The following is a 21,354-nucleotide window of genomic DNA, read 5'->3' as shown; positions in this document are numbered from 1 at the left end:
GACGACCCGGAGAGCAAAGATGCCCAGTTACACAGCCCCCACCAAAGACCTGCAATTCGTTCTGCACGATGTGCTGAAAGTGACCGAAAGCAAGACCCCCGGCTATGATGAGCTGGAGCCTGATTTCACCTCCGCCATTCTTGAAGAAGCAGGCAAGCTGACCTCCGAAGTCCTCGCCCCGCTGAACGCCGTGGGTGACCAAGAAGGCTGCCGCTTGGAGAACGGCGTCGTCTATACGCCCAAAGGGTTCAAAGAAGCCTTTGAAAAGGTGAAAGAAGGCGGCTGGACCGGTCTTGATATGCCCGAAGAATACGGCGGGCAAAACATGCCCTATGTCCTCGGCACCGCCGTGGGCGAAATGTTCTCCGCCGCGAACCAAGCCTTCACCATGTATCAGGGCCTGACCCACGGCGCGGCCTCGGCGATCCTCGCCCATGGTACCGACGCGCAGAAGGACACCTATCTGCCCAAGATGGTCTCTTGCGAATGGACCGGCACCATGAACCTGACCGAGCCGCATTGCGGCACCGATCTGGGCCTGATGCGCACCAAAGCCGCGCCACAGGATGACGGCAGCTACAAAATCTCCGGCCAGAAAATCTTCATCTCGTCGGGTGAACACGACATGGCCGACAACATCATCCATCTGGTGCTCGCCAAGATCGAAGGCGGCCCCGAAGGCATCAAAGGCGTGTCGCTCTTCATCGTGCCCAAGTTCATGGTGAACGAAGACGGCTCCTTGGGTGAGCGCAACGGCGTCTCCGTCGGCTCCATCGAAGAGAAAATGGGCATCCACGGCAATTCGACCTGCGTGATGAACTACGACGGCGCGACCGGCTACCTGCTGGGCACCGAACACAAGGGCATGCGCGCCATGTTCACCATGATGAACGAAGCCCGCGTCGGCGTCGGCATGCAGGGTCTGGCACAGGCCGAAGTCGCCTATCAGAACGCTGTGATCTACGCCAACGACCGCCTGCAGGGCCGCGCCGTGACCGGTGCCGTGGCGCCTGAAAAGCCAGCCGATCCGCTGATCGTCCACCCCGACATCCGCCGCTCGCTGATGGATCAAAAAAGCTTTGTCGAAGCCGCCCGTGCCTTCATCCTCTGGGGTGCCACCATGATCGACGCCGCCCACCGCGCCGAGGATAAAGACGCCGACGGCCTTGTGTCGCTGCTGACCCCCGTCATCAAAGGCTTCCTGACCGACCAAGGCTACGATATGACCGTGAAGGCCCAGCAGGTCTACGGCGGCCACGGCTATATCGAAGAATGGGGCATGTCCCAGTTCACCCGCGACGCCCGCATCGCCCAAATCTACGAAGGTGCCAACGGCGTCCAGGCGCTCGACCTCGTGGGCCGCAAACTGGCCCAAGACGGCGGCAAACATGTGATGGCGTTCTTCGATCTGGTCAAAGGCTTCATCAAGGACAACGCGGGCCAAGATGCCGAGTTCGACGCGGCCTTCCTCGACCCACTCAAGGCGGCCAGCAAAGACCTTCAATCGGCGGGCATGTACTTCATGCAGAACGGCATGAAGAACCCCAACCACGCGCTAGCCGGATCCAACGACTTCATGCATATGTTCGGCCATGTCTGCCTTGGCCTGATGTGGGCCAAGATGGGTCTGGCGGCGAAAGAAGCATTGAAGAACGGCAGCGGCGACGCCACGTTCTATGAGACGAAGCTGGCCACAGGGCGCTACTATATGGCACGGCAGCTGCCCGCCACGGCGTTGCACCTGACCCGCATCCAATCGGGCGCGGATACTGTCATGGCGCTGGAGGCCGCAAACTTCTAAAACGGGTGGTGGGGGCCTGTCCCCCACCCTGCCCAACACCCGGAGAGACCATGCCCAAACGCTTCCGCCTGACCCGCCGCTTCCCCGTCGCCATGACCGAAGAAGGCTACCGCAGGCTCAAGAAGTTCAGCACGGATGCAGGTCTTGATGAAGGGGAAGCGCTGTCGTTCCTGTTCGAGAATTTCAACTCGGTCATGAACGAAGAAAACCTGACCGCGCGGCTGCGCCTGTTCAACGCCGAACTGGAAAGCCGCAAACGCTGAACCCTGGGGAGGGGCGGATGACGCAAGGCAAAACATCCAGCTGGATGACCGACGAACACCAGATGATCGCCGATATGACGGCGCAGTTCATCAACGCCGAATGGGCGCCCAAGTTCGAGAAATGGCGCAAGCAAGGCCAGATGGACCGCGAGACTTGGGCACAGGCGGGTGAACTCGGCCTGCTCTGCCCCTCGGTGCCCGAAGAATATGGTGGTGCCGGCGGTGATTTCGGCCACGAAGCCGCCATCCTGATCGAAGGCTCCCGCGCCAACCTCGCCTCGTGGGGCCACGGCATCCACTCCGGCATCGTGGCGCATTACATCCTCGCCTATGGCACCGAAGATCAAAAGAAACGCTGGCTGCCCAAGATGGTCTCGGGCGAGTTGGTCGGCGCGCTGGCCATGACCGAACCCTCTACCGGATCGGACGTGCAGCGGATCAAAACCAAGGCAATTCGCGACGGCAACGCCTATAAGCTCTCGGGCCAAAAGACCTTCATCACCAATGGCCAGCACGCCAATCTGATCATCGTCGCCGCCAAAACCGACCCCAAGGAAGGGTCCAAGGGCGTCTCCCTCGTTGTCGTCGAAACCGACGGAGCGCAGGGTTTCCAGCGCGGCCGCAACCTCGACAAGATCGGCCTGCACGCCGCCGACACCTCGGAACTGTTCTTCGACAATGTCGAAATTCCACCAGAAAACATCCTCGGCCAAGACGAAGGCCAAGGCTTCTACCAGATGATGCAACAACTCCCGCAAGAGCGCCTGATCATCGGCTGCGGTGCGGTCGGCGCCATGGAAGGCGCCGTGGCGCGCACGATTCAATACTGCAAAGAACGCGAAGCCTTCGGCGGCCCGCTGACCCAGTTCCAGAACACCCGGTTTCAACTGGCCGAAGTGAAAACCAAGACTGCCGTATCGCATGCTTTCCTCGACGAATGCATCACCGAACACCTGCGCGGGGAACTCAGCGTCGATAAGGCCGCAATGCAGAAATATTGGCTCACTGACACCCAAGGGGAAGTGCTCGATGTCTGCTTGCAACTGCACGGTGGCTACGGCTTCATGCAGGAATATGCGGTCGGCGAAATGTGGGCCGACGCGCGGGTGCAGCGCATCTACGGCGGCACCAACGAGATCATGAAGGAACTGATCGCGCGCAATCTCTGACCGCGCGCCCAGCCCCGGCCGCCGCGCAGAGGTATTTAAGAAAGGATGAAAATAAGGGCGCAAGACCCCCTCTTCATCCTTTTACCAAATACCGTCCGACCGTGCCGCGAACGACGACAGATTAAGGAGGAATGATACATGACCATCCAGCTTTACTGCTTTGGCGAATCCGGCAACGCCTATAAGGCCGCGCTTGCCTTGGAACTCTCTGGCTTGGACTGGGAGCCGGTGAAGGTCGACTTTTTCGGCGGCCAGACGCGGCAGCCCGACTATCGCGCGCAGATCAACAACATGGGCGAGGCCCCGGTGATGATCGACGGCGATCTCCGGCTCACGCAATCGGGCGTGATTCAGGATTACGTCGCGGAAAAGGCGGGCAAATTCGGCGGCGGCGACGCGACGGAACGGCGTGAAATAATGCGTTGGGTGCTATGGGATAACCACAAGCTGAGTGGTGTTGCTGGGATGACTCGTTTCTTGATGAATTTCCTGCCCGAAGACAAACGCCCCGCCGAGGTTATTGCCTTTAGCCAAGGGCGGCTCAAGGCGGCGTACGGCGTGCTGAACGACCATCTCGACGGCCGCGATTGGATCGTGGGCGACGAATTGACCAACGCGGACCTTAGCTGCTGCGGGTATCTTTATTACCCCGAGCCTTTTGGCTTTGACCGCAGCGACTGGCCCCATATCGACGCGTGGCTCACGCGTTTGAGCGAAACACCGGGCTGGAAGGCCCCATACGACCTGATGCCCGGCAGCCCTGCTGACCGCGCCTGACCCTCGGAGGACATGAACATGACCCAAGACGTTTACATCTACGACGCGATCCGCACCCCACGCGGCAAGGGCCGCAAGGACGGCGCGCTGCATGAAGTCACCTCGCTGCGGCTGTCGGCACAGACATTGAACGCGCTGAAAGAGCGCAACAACCTTGAAGGTCATGCCGTTGAGGACGTGATCTGGGGCAACGTCACGCAGGTGATGGAACAGGGCGGCTGTCTGGCACGCTCGGCGGTGCTGGCTTCCGATTTGGACGAGCGTATCCCCGGTTTGGCCATCAACCGTTTCTGTGCCTCCGGCATGGAAGCCGTGAACCTTGCCGCCAACCAAGTCAAAGGCGGCGCGGGCAATGGTTATATCGCTGGCGGTGTCGAGATGATGGGCCGTGTCGCGATGGGCGCTGACGGTGCCGCGATTGCCGTGGACCCGACGCTGGCGATGGAGAAATACTTCGTGCCGCAGGGTATTTCGGCCGATATCATTGCCACCGAATTCGGTTTCACCCGTGACGAGGCCGACCAGTTGGCCATGCAGTCCCAGCAGCGCGCGGCGCGGGCTTGGGAAGAGGGCCGCTTTGACAAATCCGTCATCACCGTACGTGATCAGAACGGCCTCGCGATCCTTGACCGTGACGAATACATGCGCCCGCAGACCGACATGCAGTCGCTTGGCGGCCTGAACCCGGCGTTCCAGCAGATGGGCGAAGTGATGCCCGGCTTCGACAAGGTCGCGCTGATGAAATACCCGCATCTGGAGCGGATCAACCACATCCACCACGCGGGCAACTCGTCGGGCATCGTCGACGGTGCTGCGGCTGTTTTGATCGGCAACAAAGAGTTCGGCGAGCAGCACGGGCTGAAGCCCCGCGCCCGCATCCGCGCCACCGCCAAGATCGGCACCGATCCCACCATCATGCTGACCGGCCCCGTGCCGGTGACCGAGAAGATCCTCAAGGACAACGGCATGACCATCGGCGACATCGATCTGTTTGAGGTCAACGAGGCTTTTGCCGCCGTGGTCCTGCGCTTCATGCAGGCCTTTGATGTGGACGACAGCAAAGTGAACGTGAATGGCGGCGGCATCGCCATGGGCCACCCTCTGGGCGCCACCGGTGCCATGATCATCGGCATTCTGCTCGATGAGATGGAGCGCGCTGACAAGGAAGTGGGGCTCGCCACGCTCTGCATCGCCTCCGGCATGGGTGCCGCCACCATCATCGAGCGCGTGTAAGCCGCGTAAGGGAGCAAGAGAATGACCGATTTTACATTGATTAAAGACGCCGACGGCATCGCCACGATCACATGGGACGTGCCGGACAAAAGCATGAACGTGATGTCCTTTGACGGGTTGCGCGATCTGGAGAAGCATATCGACGACGCGCTGGCCGATGACGCCGTGAAGGGCATCGTCATCACCTCGGGCAAGGAAGGGTCTTTCGCCGGGGGGATGGACCTGAACCTGCTGGCCAAGATGAAGGAAGACGCGGGCGACGATCCGGCCAAGGGGCTTTTCGAGGGCACGATGCAGATGCACGCTCTGCTGCGCAAGATCGAGCGCGCGGGCATGGACCCCAAGACCAACAAGGGCGGCAAGCCCGTGGCCTGCGTGATCCCCGGCACCGCCGCGGGCATCGGGCTGGAACTGCCGCTGGCCACGCACCGCACCTTTGCGGCGGATAACCCGAAGGCGCGGATTGGCCTGCCGGAAATCCTTGTGGGCATCTTCCCCGGGGCCGGTGGCACCACGCGGATGGTGCGCAAGCTCGGCGCGATGGCGGCCTCGCCCTTCCTCTTGGAAGGCAAAATGGTCGCCCCTGCTGCTGCCCAGAAGGCCGGCATTATTGATGAGGTCAGCGAAGACCCGGTGGCCGCGGCGCGCGACTGGGTGCTGAATGCCAAGGACGCCGATATGGTGAAGCCGTGGGATGCCAAGGGTTATAAAATGCCCGGCGGCGCGCCTTATCATCCGGCGGGTTTCATGACCTTTGTCGGGGCCAGTGCGATGGTCAACGGCAAGACACAGGGCGTTTACCCGGCGGCCAAGGCGCTTTTGTCGGCGGTCTACGAAGGCGCGCTGGTGCCTTTCGACACGGCTCTGAAAATCGAAGCGCGTTGGTTCACCAATGTGCTGATGAACCCCTCCTCAGGCAATATGATCCGCTCGCTCTTCCTTAACAAAGAAGCGCTTGAGAAAGGTGCCGTGCGCCCCGAAGGCGTGCCGGACCAGCGCGTGAAGAAACTGGGCGTGCTGGGTGCGGGCATGATGGGCGCGGGCATTACGCTGGTGTCGGTTCAGGCGGGCATCGAGGTCGTGCTGATCGACCAAACCCAAGAAGCCGCCGACAAGGGCAAGGCCTATTCCGCGAGCTATTTCGACAAGGGCATCGCCCGGAAGAAATCGACCGAAGAGAAGAAGGCCAAAGCGCTCGACTTGATCACCGCGACCACCGATCTGGATGCGCTCAAGGGCTGCGACCTGATCATCGAAGCGGTGTTTGAAGACCCCAAGGTCAAGGCCGAGATGACCCAGAAGGTCGAAGCCGTGATCTCCGAGGATTGCATCTTTGCCTCCAACACCTCGACCCTGCCGATCACCGATCTGGCGAAGGCGTCGAGCCGTCAGGAGCAGTTCATCGGCATCCACTTCTTCTCTCCGGTCGAGAAGATGTTGCTGGTGGAAATCATCAAGGGCGCTGAGACCGGCGACCGGGCCGTGGCCAAGGCGCTCGACTATGTGCGCCAGATCCGCAAGACCCCAATCGTGGTCAACGACGCGCGCTTTTTCTACGCCAACCGCTGCATCATTCCCTACATCAACGAAGGTGTGCGCATGGTGCAGGAGGGTGTTGAGCCTGCGCTGATCGAGAATGCGGCCAAGCTCGTCGGCATGCCGCTTGGGCCATTGCAGTTAATGGATGAGACCTCGATCGATCTGGGCGCCAAGATTGCCCGTGCCACCAAGGCGGCGATGGGGGCAGACTATCCCAACGACGATATCGACCCGCTGGTGTTCTGGATGGAGAAAGAGGGCCGTCTGGGCCGCAAAGCGAACGCCGGTTTCTACAGCTATGACGCCAAGGGCAAGCGGATCGGTCTGTGGCAGGGCATGGGCGACAAATACCCCGTGGCCGAGGAACAGCCCGATCTGATCGAAGTGCAGCACCGTTTGCTGTTCTCGCAGACGCTGGAAGCCGTGCGCGCGCTGGAAGAAGGCGTGTTGATGGACATCCGCGAGGGTGACGTCGGTGCGATCCTTGGCTGGGGCTTTGCGCCTTGGTCCGGTGGGCCGCTGAGCTGGCTTGATATGATCGGCGCGCCCTATGCGGCGGAGCGTTGTGATCAGTTGACCGAGAAGTTCGGTGAGCGGTTTACTTGCCCCGAGTTGCTGCGCGAGATGGCCCAGAAGAACCAAAGCTTCTACGGGCGGTTCAACCCGGACGCCAGCAAGGCAGCATAAGAGATCGGGGCGCTTCGGCGCCCCTTTTTCGTAGAGGTATGAGGGCCATCGCCTGCCCGCGGGTCGGCGATCCAAGGTGGCCTCGTGCCACTTTATGGCGCAGCAGTGATGTGTGCCCGCAAAGTACCGCCCAGCCTCGCCAAATCGCCTACCCGGGGGGCGGGCAGGCGATGGCCCGGCGCCTGCGGCTTGATTCCGGGCCTAGGGGCCGTCGTCAGCGTAGCCAAATCGCGCGATATCCTCGGCGCAAACCTCCGCCACAATATCGCGCAACTCAGGCGTATAGGCCGCAGCCCCTGCTGAGGCATTCACTCGCGGCAATTCCAATTCAAAACCCAGATGCTCGAACAACGGCTGCGCATCCGCTGGGAAATACTCCAACCGGATATAGAGATTACAGTGTTCCCGCCCCGCCGCATCCGCCATATACCGCCGCGCGGGCCAAGCGCGCAGGCTGGCCCGCGTCTGCGGATGCCGCAAAAACCTCGCGAAATCCGACTGCTTCGCCAGACCCACCGCCGGATGATCAAACCCCTGCCCGCGCAGCCAGCGGTAATAGCTCGCCACCCGGTCCCAAGGGTTGCGCACCAGCGTGAAACAAAACAGCCCCTCCAACTCCTCAGGCCGCAGCAGCCCGTCGGCATCCGCCAGCGTTGAGTGCTTCCAGAGCCGCCCCGCCGCCTGCACGCCCTGCAACCGCCGCCGTCGCTTTAGCGCCTTCGGCGTGTCACCCAGCATCAGGTCGTCCTTCATCGCCCGCCCTTCCAAAGCCAGCGCGAGCGAGGTGCCCCCCGTTTTGGGGATATGCACAAAGACATAGCGACGGCCCCGGCTGATGATCACTCCACCGCCTCCGGCGCGCGCAAGGTAGACGGCTCATCACTGCGCAGCGCGATCACCGCCCCCGCCAGTGCAATCAACGCCATGCCCGCAAAGCCCATGGGCGGCACCTGCTGGTCCCATAGGACATAGGCCCAGAAGCTGGCGAAAATCAGCAGGGAATACTCAAAAATCGCCACATGACCGGCCTCGCCCAATTGGTAGCCGCGCACCAGAAACCCGATGCCGATGAGCGAGCCTACCGCCTGCACCGCGATCCAGAACCACATCGCGCCATCCAGCGGCCCCCATGTGCGGCTGACGAAACCTTCGGGCCCTGCCACCTCCGCACCCGGCAAAATCATGACACCGATGCCGCCCATGACCGCCAACATGCCGAAAAAGCCTGCGGTCATGACCATCGTGCTCTCCCCCTCGCACCATGCCCGCGTCGCCACGGCGCCGATCGCATAGAGCGCCCCGGCCAAGAGCGGCAGAAAGGCCACGGGGTCAAGATCGCTCGGGTCGGGGCGGATCACCATCAACGCTCCGGCAAAGCCCACCGCCACGGCCCCCCACCGCCATGGCCCGACACGCTTGCCTTGGAACAGGGCCGAGATCATCAGCACGAAGAGCGGCGAGGTGAAAAGCCCGGCCACCACCACGCCGATGGGCAAAAAGGCCAGACAGCCGAAATAGATCAACATGGCCCCGGCCTGAAATAGGCTACGCCCCGCCACGGCCCAGAACCGCCTTGGCCGCAGGATGCCGAAACCAAGGGCTGCCAGCACCATCAGAATGGCCACCGCCATAACACCGCGCACGAAATGAAACTGCCAGAGCGAGCCGCGCTCGGTTATGAAGGGAACAAAGTTATCCGTAAGCCCCAAAGCCGCCATACCGCTTACGGCGCAAAGCGCCGCCAAGCCTGATTTCACCGCTGCGTCTTGCATCTGCCCTCCTTTTCGCTCCTGCCCTCTTTTCAAAGTCACGTCCCGGCAGCAATACTCAACCCCAAATCGCAACCAATGCCTTGGGAGGGGTCACATGGGGTGGATGACGGATGAGCGCGGGCTTGAAAAATGCGCAGCGAATTTTGTGGCGCTAACGCCACTGTCGCATCTGCGCCGGGCGGCAGAGGTCTTTGCCGGGCAAACCGCGGTGATCTACGGTGACCACCGCGTCACCTATGCCCAGTACCATGACCGCTGCACCCGCCTTGCCGCCTTGTTGGCCGAGATCGGCGTGGCTCCGGGCGACGTGGTCGCGACCCTGATCCCCAACCTGCCCGCGCAGGCCGAGGCGCATTTTGGCGTGCCTGCCTGCGGGGCCGTGCTCAACACCATCAACATTCGCCTCGACCCTGAAACGGTGGCCTATATCCTCGACCACGGAGGGGCCAAGGTGCTGCTCGTCGATACCGAATTCCTGCCGCTGGCTGAAGACGCCTGCGCGCGGATGGACGGCACATGCCCTGCGATCATCGAAGTGCCCGACCCCGCCGTCGGCCTCCCTCCCAGCGGGCGGCATCCGCAATACGAAGACCTGCTGGCCGAGGCCAATCCGAACTTTAGCTGGGTCATGCCCGACGACGAATGGGAAAGCCTCGCGCTGAACTATACCTCCGGCACCACCGGGCGGCCCAAGGGCGTGGTCTATCACCACCGCGGGGCCTACCTGATGACCATGGGCACGGTGATCTCTTGGCAGATGGTCCTGCGCCCGGTTTTCATGCAGATCGTGCCGCTGTTTCACTGCAACGGCTGGAACCACACTTGGATGATGCCGCTCTTGGGCGGCACGCTGGTCTGCTGCCGCGACATCACGGCGGGCGCGATCTATGACGCCATCGCGGATCACGGCGTCACCCATTTCGGCGGTGCGCCCATCGTGCTGAACATGCTGGTCAACGCCAGCGCAGAAGACCGCCGCGCCTTCGATCACCGCGTCGAGGTTTTCACCGCAGGCGCGCCGCCAGCCCCCGCAACCCTGTCGAAGATTGAGAAACTGGGTTTCAACGTCACGCAGGTCTACGGGCTGACCGAGACCTTTGGCCATGTCACCGAATGTCTGTGGCAAGGCGATTGGGACGGGCTGCCCGAAGCTGAGCGCGCCGGGATCAAAGCCCGCCAAGGCATCGCCATGCCGATGATGGAAGAGATCACGGTGATGGACGCCGAGATGGCCCAGACCCCGCGCGATGGCACCGCACAGGGCGAAATCATGATCCGCGGCAATGCGGTGATGAAAGGCTACCTCAAAAACCCCGCGGCCACCGCCGAAGCCTTTGCGGGCGGTTACTTCCATTCCGGCGACATCGCGGTGCAGCATCCCGACGGCTATATCCAGATCGCCGACCGCGCCAAGGACATCATCATCTCCGGCGGAGAGAACATCTCGAGCGTTGAAGTCGAAGGCGTGCTGATGGGCCACGGCGCGGTCAATCTGGCTGCCGTGGTGGCCCAACCGCATGAAAAATGGGGCGAGGTGCCCTGCGCCTTTGTCGAGTTGAAGCCGGGGTCGGAGGCCAGCCAAGAGGCGCTGATCGCCTTTGCCCGCGAACGTCTTGCCGGGTTCAAAACGCCCAAGCGGGTGATTTTCGGGGAGTTGCCCAAGACCTCCACCGGGAAGATCCAGAAGTTTGAACTGCGCAAGCAGGCGGCGGACCTCTAAGGCGGGGCATTATGTCACCTGCCATTGCTGATCCCGCAGCGCGTGGTAGAGTGGCGAAAACTGACAGGCCCGCAGCAGAACCCCATGACCGCCTTGACAAAATACGCCCGGCTCGAAGCGACGGGCCTTTGGCGCGCCACGCCCGATGCGCAGCGGCGCGAGGTGATCGTCTCTATCGGTGATGCGACACTGGTGATCAGCGATCTCAAAGATCAGGCGCTGACCCATTGGTCGCTGGCTGCCGTCGACAGGACCAATCCCGGCCAGACCCCCGCGCTCTATCATCCGGACGGCGATCCGGGAGAGACGCTGGAACTGCCCGACAATGAAACCGAGATGATTGAGGCCATCGAAAAGCTGCGCCGCGCCATTAACCGCAGCCGTCCGAAGCCGGGCCGCTTGCGGTGGGTGGGCATGGTCGCCTCTGTCGCCGTGGTGGCGGCGCTGGCGGTCTTTTGGATGCCCGGCGCGCTGCGCGATCACGCGATCAAAGTGGTCCCCGAGGTCAAGCGCGTCTCCTTGGGCACGGCGCTGCTGAAGCGGCTTGAACGGGTGTCCGGCCCCGCCTGCGAAAGCCCCGGCGGCAGTGCCGCGCTGTCGCGGCTCACCAAACGCTTGGAGGTGGGGCGCGTGGCGATCCTGCCCGATATGACCCGCGCCAGCCTGCATCTGCCGGGGCGTCTTATCGTGCTCGACCGCGCGGTGCTGGAGGATTACGAAGAACCCGATGTTGCCGCAGGCTATGTGCTCACCGAAGATGTGGCACGCAGCGAACATGACCCGCTGCGCGCGCTGCTAGAGGCCGTGGGCCTGCGCGAAAACTTCCGCCTGCTGACCACCGGCGATATCTCTTCGGAAGCGCTGGACGCCTATGCCGAGCAACTGCTGATGCGCCCCGCCGCGACACCGAAAGTCGACGCCCAGTTGGCACGATTTGCCAAGGCCGAGTTGCGCAGCAAACCCTATGCTTTTGCCCGCGACATCACCGGCGAAAGCACCCTGCCCCTGATCGAAGGCGACCCGATGAACGGCAAGCTGACCGCGCCGCTGATGTCGGATGCCGATTGGCTGCGACTGCAAAGCATCTGCGGCGGCTGACTGAACGACCCGCCAATGAAAAGGCCAGCCGGGGAACACCACGGTTGGCCTTTTTTCTTGCTATCGCAACGCGCTTAGCGGCGCAGATAGGCGTCCCGGTATCCCGCCCGGCGCAGCTGACCAAGCGCCGCTTGGGCCGAGCCACCCGCGATGGGGCCCGCCTGAACGCTGTGATAGGTCTTGCCGCCGCGTGTCTGTTTGCCGATGCGGGCAGGCATGCCCATGGATGCGATCTGACGCGCCGCGCGCTGCGCATTGGCTGGGCTACCAAAGACACCAACCTGCACATAGCCTGCCTTGGTGCTGACCTGCGCCGCCGGGGCCGACCGGCTGGAATAGACCGGTGCAGCCTTAACCGGCGCGGTCTTCACCGGCGCTCTCTTGACGGGGCGGGCATCGCGGTGGATCGGCGCGGCATTGCGGTAGCGCAGAACACGTTTCACCACTTGGCCGTCCCGTTCAACAATCTTGACCACCCCCAGTTTGCGGCGCTGCGTTTCGATATCAAGATAGGGGTAGATCAGCGGCACTTTGGCGGTCACATCTTCGCCGGTGGCCTTGTTCACCAAACGGCGCGGCACGGTCTGGGTCCAGACCAGCAGCATATCGGCGCGGCCTTCCAAGGTCTGCTCGGCGCGGTGCGGGTTCAGACGGTCGTCCTCCCAGACCTTACGATAGCCGTGGGGAACTTTGACGTTTGTCGTGTTCAATCGGTTGATCGCCACATGTTTCGGCACGATCCGTGTCTGGGTGCCCACGGCCCGGGCAGGCGGCGCGCTGACCACCGGCGCGGCAACCACGGCGGGGGCGACGACACGTGCGGGCGCTGCGGCCACACCGGGCATCATCCCTGCACTACGGTAAGGCTGAGGGGCCGTGCCGCGCTGTGGGGTGGTGGGCGCAAGACGGCCTGTCACGATAGGTTCGGCCTGCGGGCCACAACGCACGCTATAGCCATCCCCGCGCCGCATATAGCGCTGCGACAGAGGCGAAGCGCCGGGGCAAGCGGTGACGAACCCAGCCGGTGCCGGAGCAGCCAGAGCGACGGGTTTGCTCGGCACCACGGGCACGGGGCGCGGTGCGGTTTCGCGCACGACTTTGGGGGCGGATGCGCGAACCGGGGCCGGAGCCACACGGCGCACCACCTTTTGCGGTGCGGGCCGGGCCACGGGGGCTTGCGGTTTCACCTTGGGCGCTTGCACTTCGGCGACGCGGGTCGGCGGCGTTTTGGCGGGGGCGGCTTCGACCTTGGTCTTCGCTGCTGTTGTCGCCTGTGCAGCCGCCACTTGCACGCCGTTCGTGGGCTGGAAACCACAGATCTGCTGGCGCGCGCGGCTCATGCGGGGCACCCATGACACATTGCCATCGATCCCTGCGCGGATGAACACACATCCCGCGCTGTCGACATATTGCTTGCCCTTGTAAGAGGACGGCGGAAATTCGGCAGGCTGGCTGCGGCTGTCTTGCGCTTGGGTCTGCGATCCGCCGACGCCCAAAGCGGCCACGATCACTGCCATGGCAATACTTTTGGTAAGTGTCATCTAATGCCCCCACACTATCTAGTAGAACGATGCCTCAGCGCGCGGCCTGAGTAAAGCACCACGCGCTGAATAGCGAAACTTACCGGATCACTTTGTGCCGAACATCCGGTCGCCCGCGTCGCCCAGCCCCGGAATGATATAGCCCTTCTCGTTCAGCGCCTCATCCAGCGAGGCCGTGACGATGCGCACGTCCGGATGCGCGGCCTTCATCGTGGCCACACCTTCGGGCGAGGCGAGCAGGCAAAGGAAGATGATGTTGGTGGCCCCGGCCTCTTTCAGCAGGTTGATCGCCGCGACCGAGGAGTTGCCGGTGGCCAGCATCGGATCCACAGCAATGACCAGACGATCTTCCATCGCCTCGGGCACCTTGAAGTAATACTGCACCGGCTGCAGCGTCTCTTCGTCACGGTAAAGACCAACAAAACCGACCCGTGCCGAGGGGATCAGCTCGAGCACCCCATCCATCAGCCCGTTGCCCGCCCGCAGGATCGAGATCAGCGCAAGCTTCTTGCCGTCGAGCGTCGGCGCGTCCATCTCCTGCATCGGGGTCTCAACCCGCTTGGTCGTCATCGGCAGGCCGCGCGTTACCTCATAGGCCAAAAGCTGGCTGATCTCGCGCAGCAACTGCCGGAAGGCGGCGGTCGAGGTGGTTTTGTCGCGCATGATGGTCAGCTTGTGCTGCACCAGCGGATGGTCAACGATCGTCAGATGATTGGGGGTATCGGTCATGCGGCAGGCTCCTTTATTTGCCTCGCTTCTAGCCGCACAAGCGCCCCGCTCGCAAGCAAAGGCTGCGCGGCTAGGCTGGCACCTCTACCCCCAGATGCCCGGCGACAAGCGCTGCCACATCAGCAAAACCGATCTGACCCAGCTCCCCTGCCCCGGTCCCGGCGACCAGCACCGGCACCCTTTCGCGCGTGTGATCGCTGCCTGCCCATGTCGGATCATTCCCGTGATCCGCCGTCACAATCAGCATGTCGCCCTCGCGCAGCGCGGCGATCACCCTGCCGATCTCGGTGTCGAACCACTCCAACGCGCGGGCATAGCCCGACACATCGCGGCGGTGACCATAAAGGCTGTCGAACTCCACGAAATTGGCAAAGGTCAGGCTGCCGTCTTCGGCCTCTTCCACCAGATCATGCAGGTGTTCCATCAGCTTGGCATCCGGCCCTTTGCGCAATTCATCAATGCCTTGCATGGTAAAGATGTCGCCGATCTTGCCCAGCGCATAGACCCGCCCACCGGCGTTTTGCACCCAATTGGTCAGCACCGGTTTGGGCGGGGGGATGGCGTAGTCTCGGCGGTTCGGAGTACGTGCGAATGCGCCCGGTTCGCCAGTGAAAGGCCGCGCGATGACACGGCCCACTTTCATCTCATGCAGGCGGGGTGCGATGTCTTCGCAAAGCTTCAGCAAACGGTCGAGGCCAAAGGTCTCTTCATGCGCGGCGATCTGAAAAACACTGTCGGCGGAGGTATAGCAGATCGGCCAGCCGCTTTCGCAATGCGCCGCCCCCAGCCGCTCAATGATCGCCGTGCCTGAGGCATGACAATTGCCCAAGATGCCATCGGTGCCTGCCAGCCGCGCGACCTCTTCAGTCAGGTCGGCCGGAAAGGCCGGTGTTTCATCCGGGAAGTATTGCCAAGCCCAAGGCACCGGCAACCCCGCCAATTCCCAATGACCCGAAGGGGTATCCTTGCCCTGCGAAACCTCCGTCGCAGCCCCCCAGAGGCCTTCGGGCGCAGCACTCAAACCCGGCGCCTCCATACCGCTGGCAAGCTTCAGGGCAGCGCCCAGACCCAACCGGTCAAGATTGGGCAGCGCAAGCGGTCCGCTCCGCCCCTCTTCGGCCTCTCCCGCGGCACAGGCCTGCGCGATATGGCCCAGCGTGTTGGCCCCGGTATCGGGCAAATCGCCGTTAAAGAACTCCCCCGCGTCCGGCGCGCCGCCGATGCCCACGGAATCGATCACGACCAAGAACGCACGTCCCATCAGCCGATCCTTTCCAAGATCAAATCCGGCGCTTTGACCGGCGTATCGCCAAGCGTGATTGCCGCCAGAACCGCCGCTTCCGCCGCATCCGCAGCCGCGTCCCCCGCCGCATGGATCAGCGCCAAGGGCTGGCCCGCACGGACCTCATCGCCCAAGCGCAGCACTTCCGACAGGCCTACTGCCGGGTCGATCTGGTCCGCCTCGACCACCCGGCCCCCGCCGAGATTGACCACCGCCATGCCGAGTGCCGCGCCGTCGATCGCGCTAACGTAGCCACCGCGCGGCGCGGGGACCGCTCGGATCACAGGGCCTTTGGGCAGGATGCGCTCCCAGTTTTCGGCGAAATCGGCAGGTGCGCCCATGGCGCTGAGCATTCGGGAGAAACGCTCCAACGCGCGCCCATCGGCGACCGCCGCGCGCAGGGCGCGGGCTCCGGCCTCGGCACTCGCGGCCAGACCGCCGTTGGCAAGAAGCCCACCGCCCAATGCGGCTGTCACATCAAGGATCGGCCCCGTCACCGCCCCGGTCAGCACCCGCATCACCTCGACCATTTCCAGCGCGTTGCCAAGGCTCGGCACCAGCGGCTGGTTCATATCACTGATCACCGCCGTCGTCGGGCAGCCCGCCGCCGTGGCGGTGCCGCTTAGTGCTTCGGCCAAGGCGCGCGCCTGCGACAGTTCCTTCATGAAAGCGCCCGAGCCGACCTTTACATCCAGCACCAGCCCATCCAGCCCAGCGGCGAGCTTTTTCGACAGGATCGAGGCGGTGATCAGATCGAGCGAATCCACGGTCGAAGTCATATCCCGCACCGCATAAAGCCGCCGATCCGCCGGGGCGATGTCGCCGCTGGCGCTGACGATGGCGCAGCCCACATCCCGCACGACCGCGCGAAACTGCACCTCTTCCAACTGGGTGCTGACGCCGGGGATCGCCTCCAGCTTATCCAGCGTGCCGCCCGTGTGCCCCAAACCCCGGCCCGAGATCATCGGCACGTAAGCGCCGCAAGCCGCCAGCGCCGGGGCAAGGATCAGCGACACGCAATCGCCCACGCCGCCGGTGGAGTGTTTGTCGAGCACCGGACCGTTCAAGTCCCAGTCCAACACCTGCCCCGAATCGCGCATCGCAAGGGTCAAGGCCACACGGCCCGGTTGGTCCAACCCGTTGAGGCAGATGCCCATGGCAAAGGCCCCGGCCTGCGCGTCGCTGACACGGCCATCGGCCAGCGCGCCTGCCATCCAAGTCAGCGCCTCTGCATCCAATGCCTCACCATGGCGCAGCCGCGCCAGAATATCCCGCGCGCTCATGCGGTTAACCCTGCATATGGGCAGCGCCAAAGGCCCCCGGCAGCAAATCGCCCATGGTCATCTGCTGCTCTTTGCCCGCCACGGTCGCCATGGTCACCGACACCTTGTCGCCCGAAAACTCCGCCAATTTCTGGCGGCAGCCACCGCAGGGCGTCACCGGCATATCGCTGCCCGCCACCACATAGACCTCGGCGATCTCACGCTCGCCCGCCGCGACCATCGCGGCAATCGCCCCGGCCTCGGCGCAGGTGCCCTGCGGGTAGGCCACGTTTTCGACATTGCAGCCGCTGAACACCGCGCCCGAGGCCGTGCGGATCGCCGCGCCGACCTTGAAATTCGAATAGGGCGCATGGGCGTTTTCCCGCACCAACACAGCCGCGTCGCGCAAATCAGTCATTAGGCTCTCCCTTTTCTCGGACTATAGAAAATTGCCCCGCCCTGTGCGATGCAAAACCACATGTCCCCTCAATCGCCTCTTAAAGCCTGCGCAAAATGGCCCGCAAGGGCGACGCTGGGGCAAAGCCACCCGCCGCCAAGACCGACCCGCCCAAATGCCGCTTTGCTTGCGCGCAAAAATTAGTTTAACGCTAAACCATTATTCGGGAGGAGCATGAACGATGTCCGACACCCCCAACTTGCGCCAAGCAGCATTGGACTACCACGAACACCCCCGGCCCGGTAAGCTGGAGGTCCGCGCGACCAAACCGCTGGCCAATGGCCGCGATCTGGCACGCGCCTATTCGCCCGGCGTGGCCGAGGCTTGTATCGAGATCAAGAACGACCCCGACACCGCCGCCCGCTACACCTCGCGCGGCAATCTGGTGGCCGTGGTCACCAATGGCACCGCGGTGTTGGGGCTGGGAAATATCGGCGCGCTGGCGTCGAAACCGGTGATGGAGGGCAAGGCCGTGCTCTTCAAGAAATTCGCCAATATCGATTGTTTCGACATCGAGCTGGACCAAGCCGACCCCGAAAAATTGGCCGAGATCGTCTGCGCGATGGAGCCGAGTTTCGGCGCGATCAACCTCGAAGACATCAAAGCCCCCGATTGTTTCGTCGTCGAGAAAATCTGCCGCGAGCGGATGAACATCCCCGTCTTCCACGATGACCAGCACGGCACCGCCATCGTCGTCGGCGCGGCAGCGAAAAACGCGCTGCATGTGGCGGGCAAAAAGTTCGAGGACATCAAGATCGTCTCGACCGGTGGCGGGGCGGCGGGGATCGCCTGCCTCAACATGCTGCTGAAACTGGGTGTAAAGCGCGAAAACGTCTGGCTCTGTGACATCAACGGGCTGGTCTATGAAGGCCGGACCGAGGACATGAACCCCAGCAAAGCGGAATATGCGCAGAAGTCCGACCTGCGCACGCTGGACGATGTGATCGACGGGGCGGACCTTTTTCTTGGCCTGTCGGGCCCCGGCGTGCTGTCGCCTGAAATGGTCGCGAAGATGGCCAAACGCCCGATCATCTTTGCGCTGGCGAACCCGACGCCCGAAATTCTGCCCGATCTGGCCCGCGCCGTGGCACCAGACGCGATCATCGCCACAGGGCGCAGCGATTTTCCCAACCAAGTCAACAACGTGCTCTGCTTCCCCTTCATCTTCCGGGGCGCGTTGGATGTGGGCGCGACCACGATCAACGACGAGATGAAGATCGCCTGTATCGACGGTATCGCCGCCCTCGCCCGCGCCACGACGAGCGCGGAGGCGGCAGCGGCCTATCAGGGCGAGCAACTGACTTTTGGCGCGGAATACCTAATCCCGAAACCCTTCGATCCGCGCCTCATTGGCGTGGTCTCTTCCGCCGTGGCCAGGGCCGCGATGGAGACGGGCGTGGCAGCGCGGCCCATCGAAGACCTCGACGCTTACAAACGCAAACTTGACGGGTCGGTGTTCAAATCCGCGCTAATTATGCGCCCGGTCTTCGAATCCGCCCGCTCCTCCCCCCGCCGTCTGGTCTTTGCCGAAGGCGAGGACGAGCGCGTGCTGCGCGCTGCGCAAGCGATCATCGAAGAGACGGTGGAACGGCCCATCCTCATTGGCCGCCCCGAGGTGATCGAACGGCGCATCGAAAAGGCCGGGTTGAACCTGCAACTGGGTCAAAACGTCGATCTGGTGAACCCCGAGAACGACCCCCGCTACCGCGACTATTGGGAGACCTATCACAGCCTGATGTGCCGTCGTGGTGTCAGCCCCGACATCGCCCGCGCCATCATGCGCACAAACACCACCGCCATCGGCGCGGTCATGGTGCACCGCGGAGAGGCCGACAGCCTGATCTGCGGCACCTTTGGCGAATTTGGCTGGCATCTGAACTACGTCAATCAGGTGCTGGGCCGCGACGGTTTCCGCCCGCACGGCGCTTTGTCGATGATGATTCTCGAAGACGGACCGCTGTTCATCGCGGACACCCAAGTGAACCTGCACCCCACCCCCGAACAGATCGCCGAGATCGCCATCGGGGCTGCCCGCCACGTCCGGCGCTTTGGCATTGAGCCGAAAGTCGCGCTTTGTTCGCAAAGCCAGTTTGGCAATCAGGGCGAAGGGTCGGGCAAGCGCCTGCGCGCGGCGCTGCAAATCCTCGACGCGGGCAACCACGATTTCGTCTATGAAGGCGAGATGAATATCGACACCGCGCTTGATCCAGAATTGCGCGCGCGGCTGCTGCCCTGCAACCGGATGGAAGGAGCCGCCAATGTGCTGGTCTTCGCCCATGCCGACGCGGCCTCGGGTGTGCGTAACATCCTGAAAATGAAGGGCGATGGACTTGAGGTTGGGCCGATCCTGATGGGGATGGGCAACCGAGCGCATATCGTCTCACCCTCGATCACCGCGCGTGGGCTGCTTAACGTGGGCGCCATCGCGGGCACCCCGGTCGCGCATTACGGCTAAGGCCCCAAACAAAACGCCGCCCCCTCAGGGGGACGGCGCTGCGTGTTCGGGAATAGGTTTATTTACGGGGCGTGGCGGGTTTGATGTCCGCGACGGAGGACGGGGCCTTGGCGGCGGGTTTTGCCGCGGCCTTGGCTTGCTTCTTCTTGTTGCCGATTTTGTCACCCATGGTCGGGCCCTTTGTTATGCGAGGGGCGCTGGCCTCATGCCGCGCCTGAACTCATCATGGCAAAAAGCGCGCCCCACGCTGATCCGTTTTCGACCGAGATGTCGCAAAAGGCGCGCCGCCCCGAGAGGCGGCGCAATGCCGCTTAGAACCGCCAGTTAAACGCGCGGCTCACGCCGATGCGCATGGTCCATTGATCATCAGAACCGGCCTGCGTGATCGGGCTGTCGGCGGCGTCATTCAGCAGACGTTGATAGGCCACGGCCCCCTCAAGCGCCCATGCCTCATCCAGACGGTAGGTCGCTTGCACTTCGACGCCCGCGCCCAGCAGACCGCCTTCGGCCTCATAGGCCGCCAAGGTCGGTGTGGCCGTGTCGACGCCGAAATAAGTGTCGGCGTAGGTGTCATTGCCAAGGCTGAAACGCGGGCCTGCAGTGATGGTCCAACGCTCATCGGGGCGGAAAATTACGTCAGCGCCGATGTCGCCGGTCACGCCTTCATGCCCGCCAAACCCTTGGCGCACTTTGCCGAAGACCTGCCAGTTCACCTCGCGGTAGACCACGCCAAAGCCCAGTTCGACCGCCGCATCGATGTCCTCAAGCCCCGCCAGTTCGGGGTGATCGGAACTGTCACGCTCGCCCAGATAGCGGAACGCGCCGGTAAAGCCGAAACCGGTTTTGGGCGCTTCACCGATGTTGGTGCCGATCTTGCGCCCGCCCCATTCGAGCGAGCCAAAGGTAAAGGCCAAATCCGGCGTCGCGCGGTAGCTGCTGGCGCCCGGATAATCCGGTGCCGCCCCCACCCCGCCGCGCAGGGCGAAGTTGAAGGAACGGTCCTGCGCCGCAACCGGCAGCGCGGCAACCATGGCGAGGCAGGAAGCAAGGGGCAGAGAAAGGGCGAGACGCATGTGGGCAGGCTCCAAAGGTAATAGGGTTTCGGGGCAATCTAGCATGACGCGCCGCAACTGACAGGAACAATAGCGATCCGCTTGCCGAAATCTTTCTAAGCGGCCAGAGTGGCTGGAAATATTTGCGCGTCAGTACAGCTATACCCGGCCCGCGGGTTTGCCGCACAGTGCAACAGGAGGAGGAACACCATGGGATACCGTGACACCTACGACCGCTGGCAGGCCGATCCGGAAGCCTATTGGCTGGAGCAGGCCGAGGCGATCGATTGGGACATCGCGCCGACGCGCGCGCTATATGACCGGGGCGACCATATCTATGAGTGGTTCGCGGATGCCAGTGTAAACACCTGCCACAACGCTGTGGACCGCCATGTCGAACAGGGCAACGGCAAGCGCGTGGCGATCATCTATGACAGCCCGATCACTGGCAATAAATCGACCCTGACCTATAGCGAGTTGCAGGCCCATGTTGCCTCGCTCGCCGGGGCGCTGGTGG

The 21,354-nt window shown here is 63.1% G+C and carries 19 protein-coding genes; 10 read left to right on the top strand and 9 right to left on the bottom strand.

The genetic code is table 11. The features are described from left to right. The first annotated feature begins 19 nt into the window (after positions 1 to 19). From A3722_RS09845 to A3722_RS09820, 6 genes are all read left to right on the top strand, one after another. A complete protein-coding gene (locus A3722_RS09845) occupies positions 20 to 1,801 on the top strand; it encodes an acyl-CoA dehydrogenase C-terminal domain-containing protein (protein ID WP_067630102.1) in 1,782 nt (593 codons plus the stop codon). Positions 1,802 to 1,851: 50 nt separating this feature from the next. After that, positions 1,852 to 2,064, top strand: a complete 213-nt coding sequence (locus A3722_RS09840; RefSeq protein WP_067630099.1) for a hypothetical protein — start codon at positions 1,852 to 1,854, stop codon at positions 2,062 to 2,064. Positions 2,065 to 2,081: 17 nt separating this feature from the next. Next, positions 2,082 to 3,233 carry an acyl-CoA dehydrogenase family protein gene (locus tag A3722_RS09835; RefSeq protein WP_067630096.1) on the top strand — a complete coding sequence of 384 codons (1,152 nt, stop codon included), beginning with the start codon at positions 2,082 to 2,084 and terminating at the stop codon, positions 3,231 to 3,233. A 138-nt stretch (positions 3,234 to 3,371) separates the two neighbouring features. Next, positions 3,372 to 4,010 (top strand): glutathione S-transferase family protein, encoded by a 639-nt coding sequence (locus A3722_RS09830; protein ID WP_067630093.1) that lies wholly within the window; start codon positions 3,372 to 3,374, stop codon positions 4,008 to 4,010. 18 nt (positions 4,011 to 4,028) lie between these two features. Continuing rightward, positions 4,029 to 5,243 (top strand): acetyl-CoA C-acetyltransferase, encoded by a 1,215-nt coding sequence (locus tag A3722_RS09825; protein ID WP_067630090.1) that lies wholly within the window; start codon positions 4,029 to 4,031, stop codon positions 5,241 to 5,243. A gap of 21 nt (positions 5,244 to 5,264) precedes the next feature. After that, positions 5,265 to 7,469 carry a 3-hydroxyacyl-CoA dehydrogenase NAD-binding domain-containing protein gene (locus A3722_RS09820; protein ID WP_067630087.1) on the top strand — a complete coding sequence of 735 codons (2,205 nt, stop codon included), beginning with the start codon at positions 5,265 to 5,267 and terminating at the stop codon, positions 7,467 to 7,469. Between the two features lie 201 nt (positions 7,470 to 7,670). Here A3722_RS09820 and A3722_RS09815 read toward each other — a convergent pair whose 3' ends face one another. Both A3722_RS09815 and A3722_RS09810 read right to left on the bottom strand, forming a co-directional pair. Beyond that, positions 7,671 to 8,312 carry a sulfotransferase family 2 domain-containing protein gene (locus A3722_RS09815; RefSeq protein WP_067630084.1) on the bottom strand — a complete coding sequence of 214 codons (642 nt, stop codon included), beginning with the start codon at positions 8,310 to 8,312 and terminating at the stop codon, positions 7,671 to 7,673. Then, complete coding sequence (locus tag A3722_RS09810) at positions 8,309 to 9,241, bottom strand: DMT family transporter (protein ID WP_067916092.1); 933 nt, start codon at positions 9,239 to 9,241, stop codon at positions 8,309 to 8,311. Before A3722_RS09810 ends, A3722_RS09815 begins: the two co-directional genes overlap by 4 nt. Positions 9,242 to 9,335: 94 nt before the next feature. Between A3722_RS09810 and A3722_RS09805 the strand changes: the two genes are divergently transcribed. Together A3722_RS09805 and A3722_RS09800 are read left to right on the top strand one after the other, a co-directional pair. Further along, a complete protein-coding gene (locus A3722_RS09805) occupies positions 9,336 to 10,961 on the top strand; it encodes an AMP-binding protein (RefSeq protein WP_067626048.1) in 1,626 nt (541 codons plus the stop codon). A gap of 84 nt (positions 10,962 to 11,045) precedes the next feature. Further along, positions 11,046 to 12,059, top strand: coding sequence for a hypothetical protein (locus tag A3722_RS09800; protein ID WP_067626046.1), 1,014 nt, complete (start codon positions 11,046 to 11,048; stop codon positions 12,057 to 12,059). Between the two features lie 74 nt (positions 12,060 to 12,133). On the opposite strand, the gene A3722_RS09795 is transcribed toward A3722_RS09800, so the two are convergent. The 5 genes from A3722_RS09795 to A3722_RS09775 form a co-directional block, all read right to left on the bottom strand. Further along, a complete protein-coding gene (locus A3722_RS09795) occupies positions 12,134 to 13,600 on the bottom strand; it encodes an SPOR domain-containing protein (RefSeq protein WP_082849435.1) in 1,467 nt (488 codons plus the stop codon). An 87-nt stretch (positions 13,601 to 13,687) separates the two neighbouring features. Then, positions 13,688 to 14,329: a uracil phosphoribosyltransferase gene (gene upp / locus A3722_RS09790; protein WP_067626049.1), complete on the bottom strand. Its 642-nt coding sequence runs from the start codon at positions 14,327 to 14,329 to the stop codon at positions 13,688 to 13,690. 70 nt (positions 14,330 to 14,399) lie between these two features. Then, positions 14,400 to 15,590, bottom strand: coding sequence for a phosphopentomutase (locus A3722_RS09785; protein ID WP_067627460.1), 1,191 nt, complete (start codon positions 15,588 to 15,590; stop codon positions 14,400 to 14,402). Further along, complete coding sequence (locus A3722_RS09780; protein ID WP_067627458.1) at positions 15,590 to 16,894, bottom strand: thymidine phosphorylase; 1,305 nt, start codon at positions 16,892 to 16,894, stop codon at positions 15,590 to 15,592. Before A3722_RS09780 ends, A3722_RS09785 begins: the two co-directional genes overlap by 1 nt. 4 nt (positions 16,895 to 16,898) lie before the next feature. After that, positions 16,899 to 17,291 (bottom strand): cytidine deaminase, encoded by a 393-nt coding sequence (locus tag A3722_RS09775; protein ID WP_067627456.1) that lies wholly within the window; start codon positions 17,289 to 17,291, stop codon positions 16,899 to 16,901. A 220-nt stretch (positions 17,292 to 17,511) separates the two neighbouring features. On the opposite strand from A3722_RS09775, the gene A3722_RS09770 reads away from it, so the two are divergent. Beyond that, positions 17,512 to 19,785 carry an NADP-dependent malic enzyme gene (locus A3722_RS09770; RefSeq protein ID WP_067916091.1) on the top strand — a complete coding sequence of 758 codons (2,274 nt, stop codon included), beginning with the start codon at positions 17,512 to 17,514 and terminating at the stop codon, positions 19,783 to 19,785. Between the two features lie 58 nt (positions 19,786 to 19,843). Here the strand turns inward: A3722_RS09770 and A3722_RS09765 are convergent, their stop codons facing one another. Continuing rightward, complete coding sequence (locus A3722_RS09765) at positions 19,844 to 19,954, bottom strand: malic enzyme (RefSeq protein ID WP_067267274.1); 111 nt, start codon at positions 19,952 to 19,954, stop codon at positions 19,844 to 19,846. A 142-nt stretch (positions 19,955 to 20,096) separates the two neighbouring features. Next, the gene (locus A3722_RS09760) at positions 20,097 to 20,858 is read right to left on the bottom strand and encodes a MipA/OmpV family protein (protein WP_082849434.1); all 762 of its coding nucleotides are present in this window, start codon (positions 20,856 to 20,858) and stop codon (positions 20,097 to 20,099) included. Between the two features lie 189 nt (positions 20,859 to 21,047). Here A3722_RS09760 and A3722_RS09755 point away from each other — a divergent pair. Further along, positions 21,048 to 21,354 (top strand): acetyl-coenzyme A synthetase N-terminal domain-containing protein (locus A3722_RS09755; RefSeq protein ID WP_150120466.1); only part of this gene is annotated, 307 nt, incomplete at its 3' end.

The organism is Sulfitobacter sp. HI0027 (assembly GCF_001634775.1).
In the GTDB taxonomy this organism is placed as follows: Bacteria; Pseudomonadota; Alphaproteobacteria; order Rhodobacterales; family Rhodobacteraceae; genus Sulfitobacter.
Note: the sequence above shows the minus strand (reverse complement) of the source record. Positions and strands in the feature narration are given on the sequence as shown.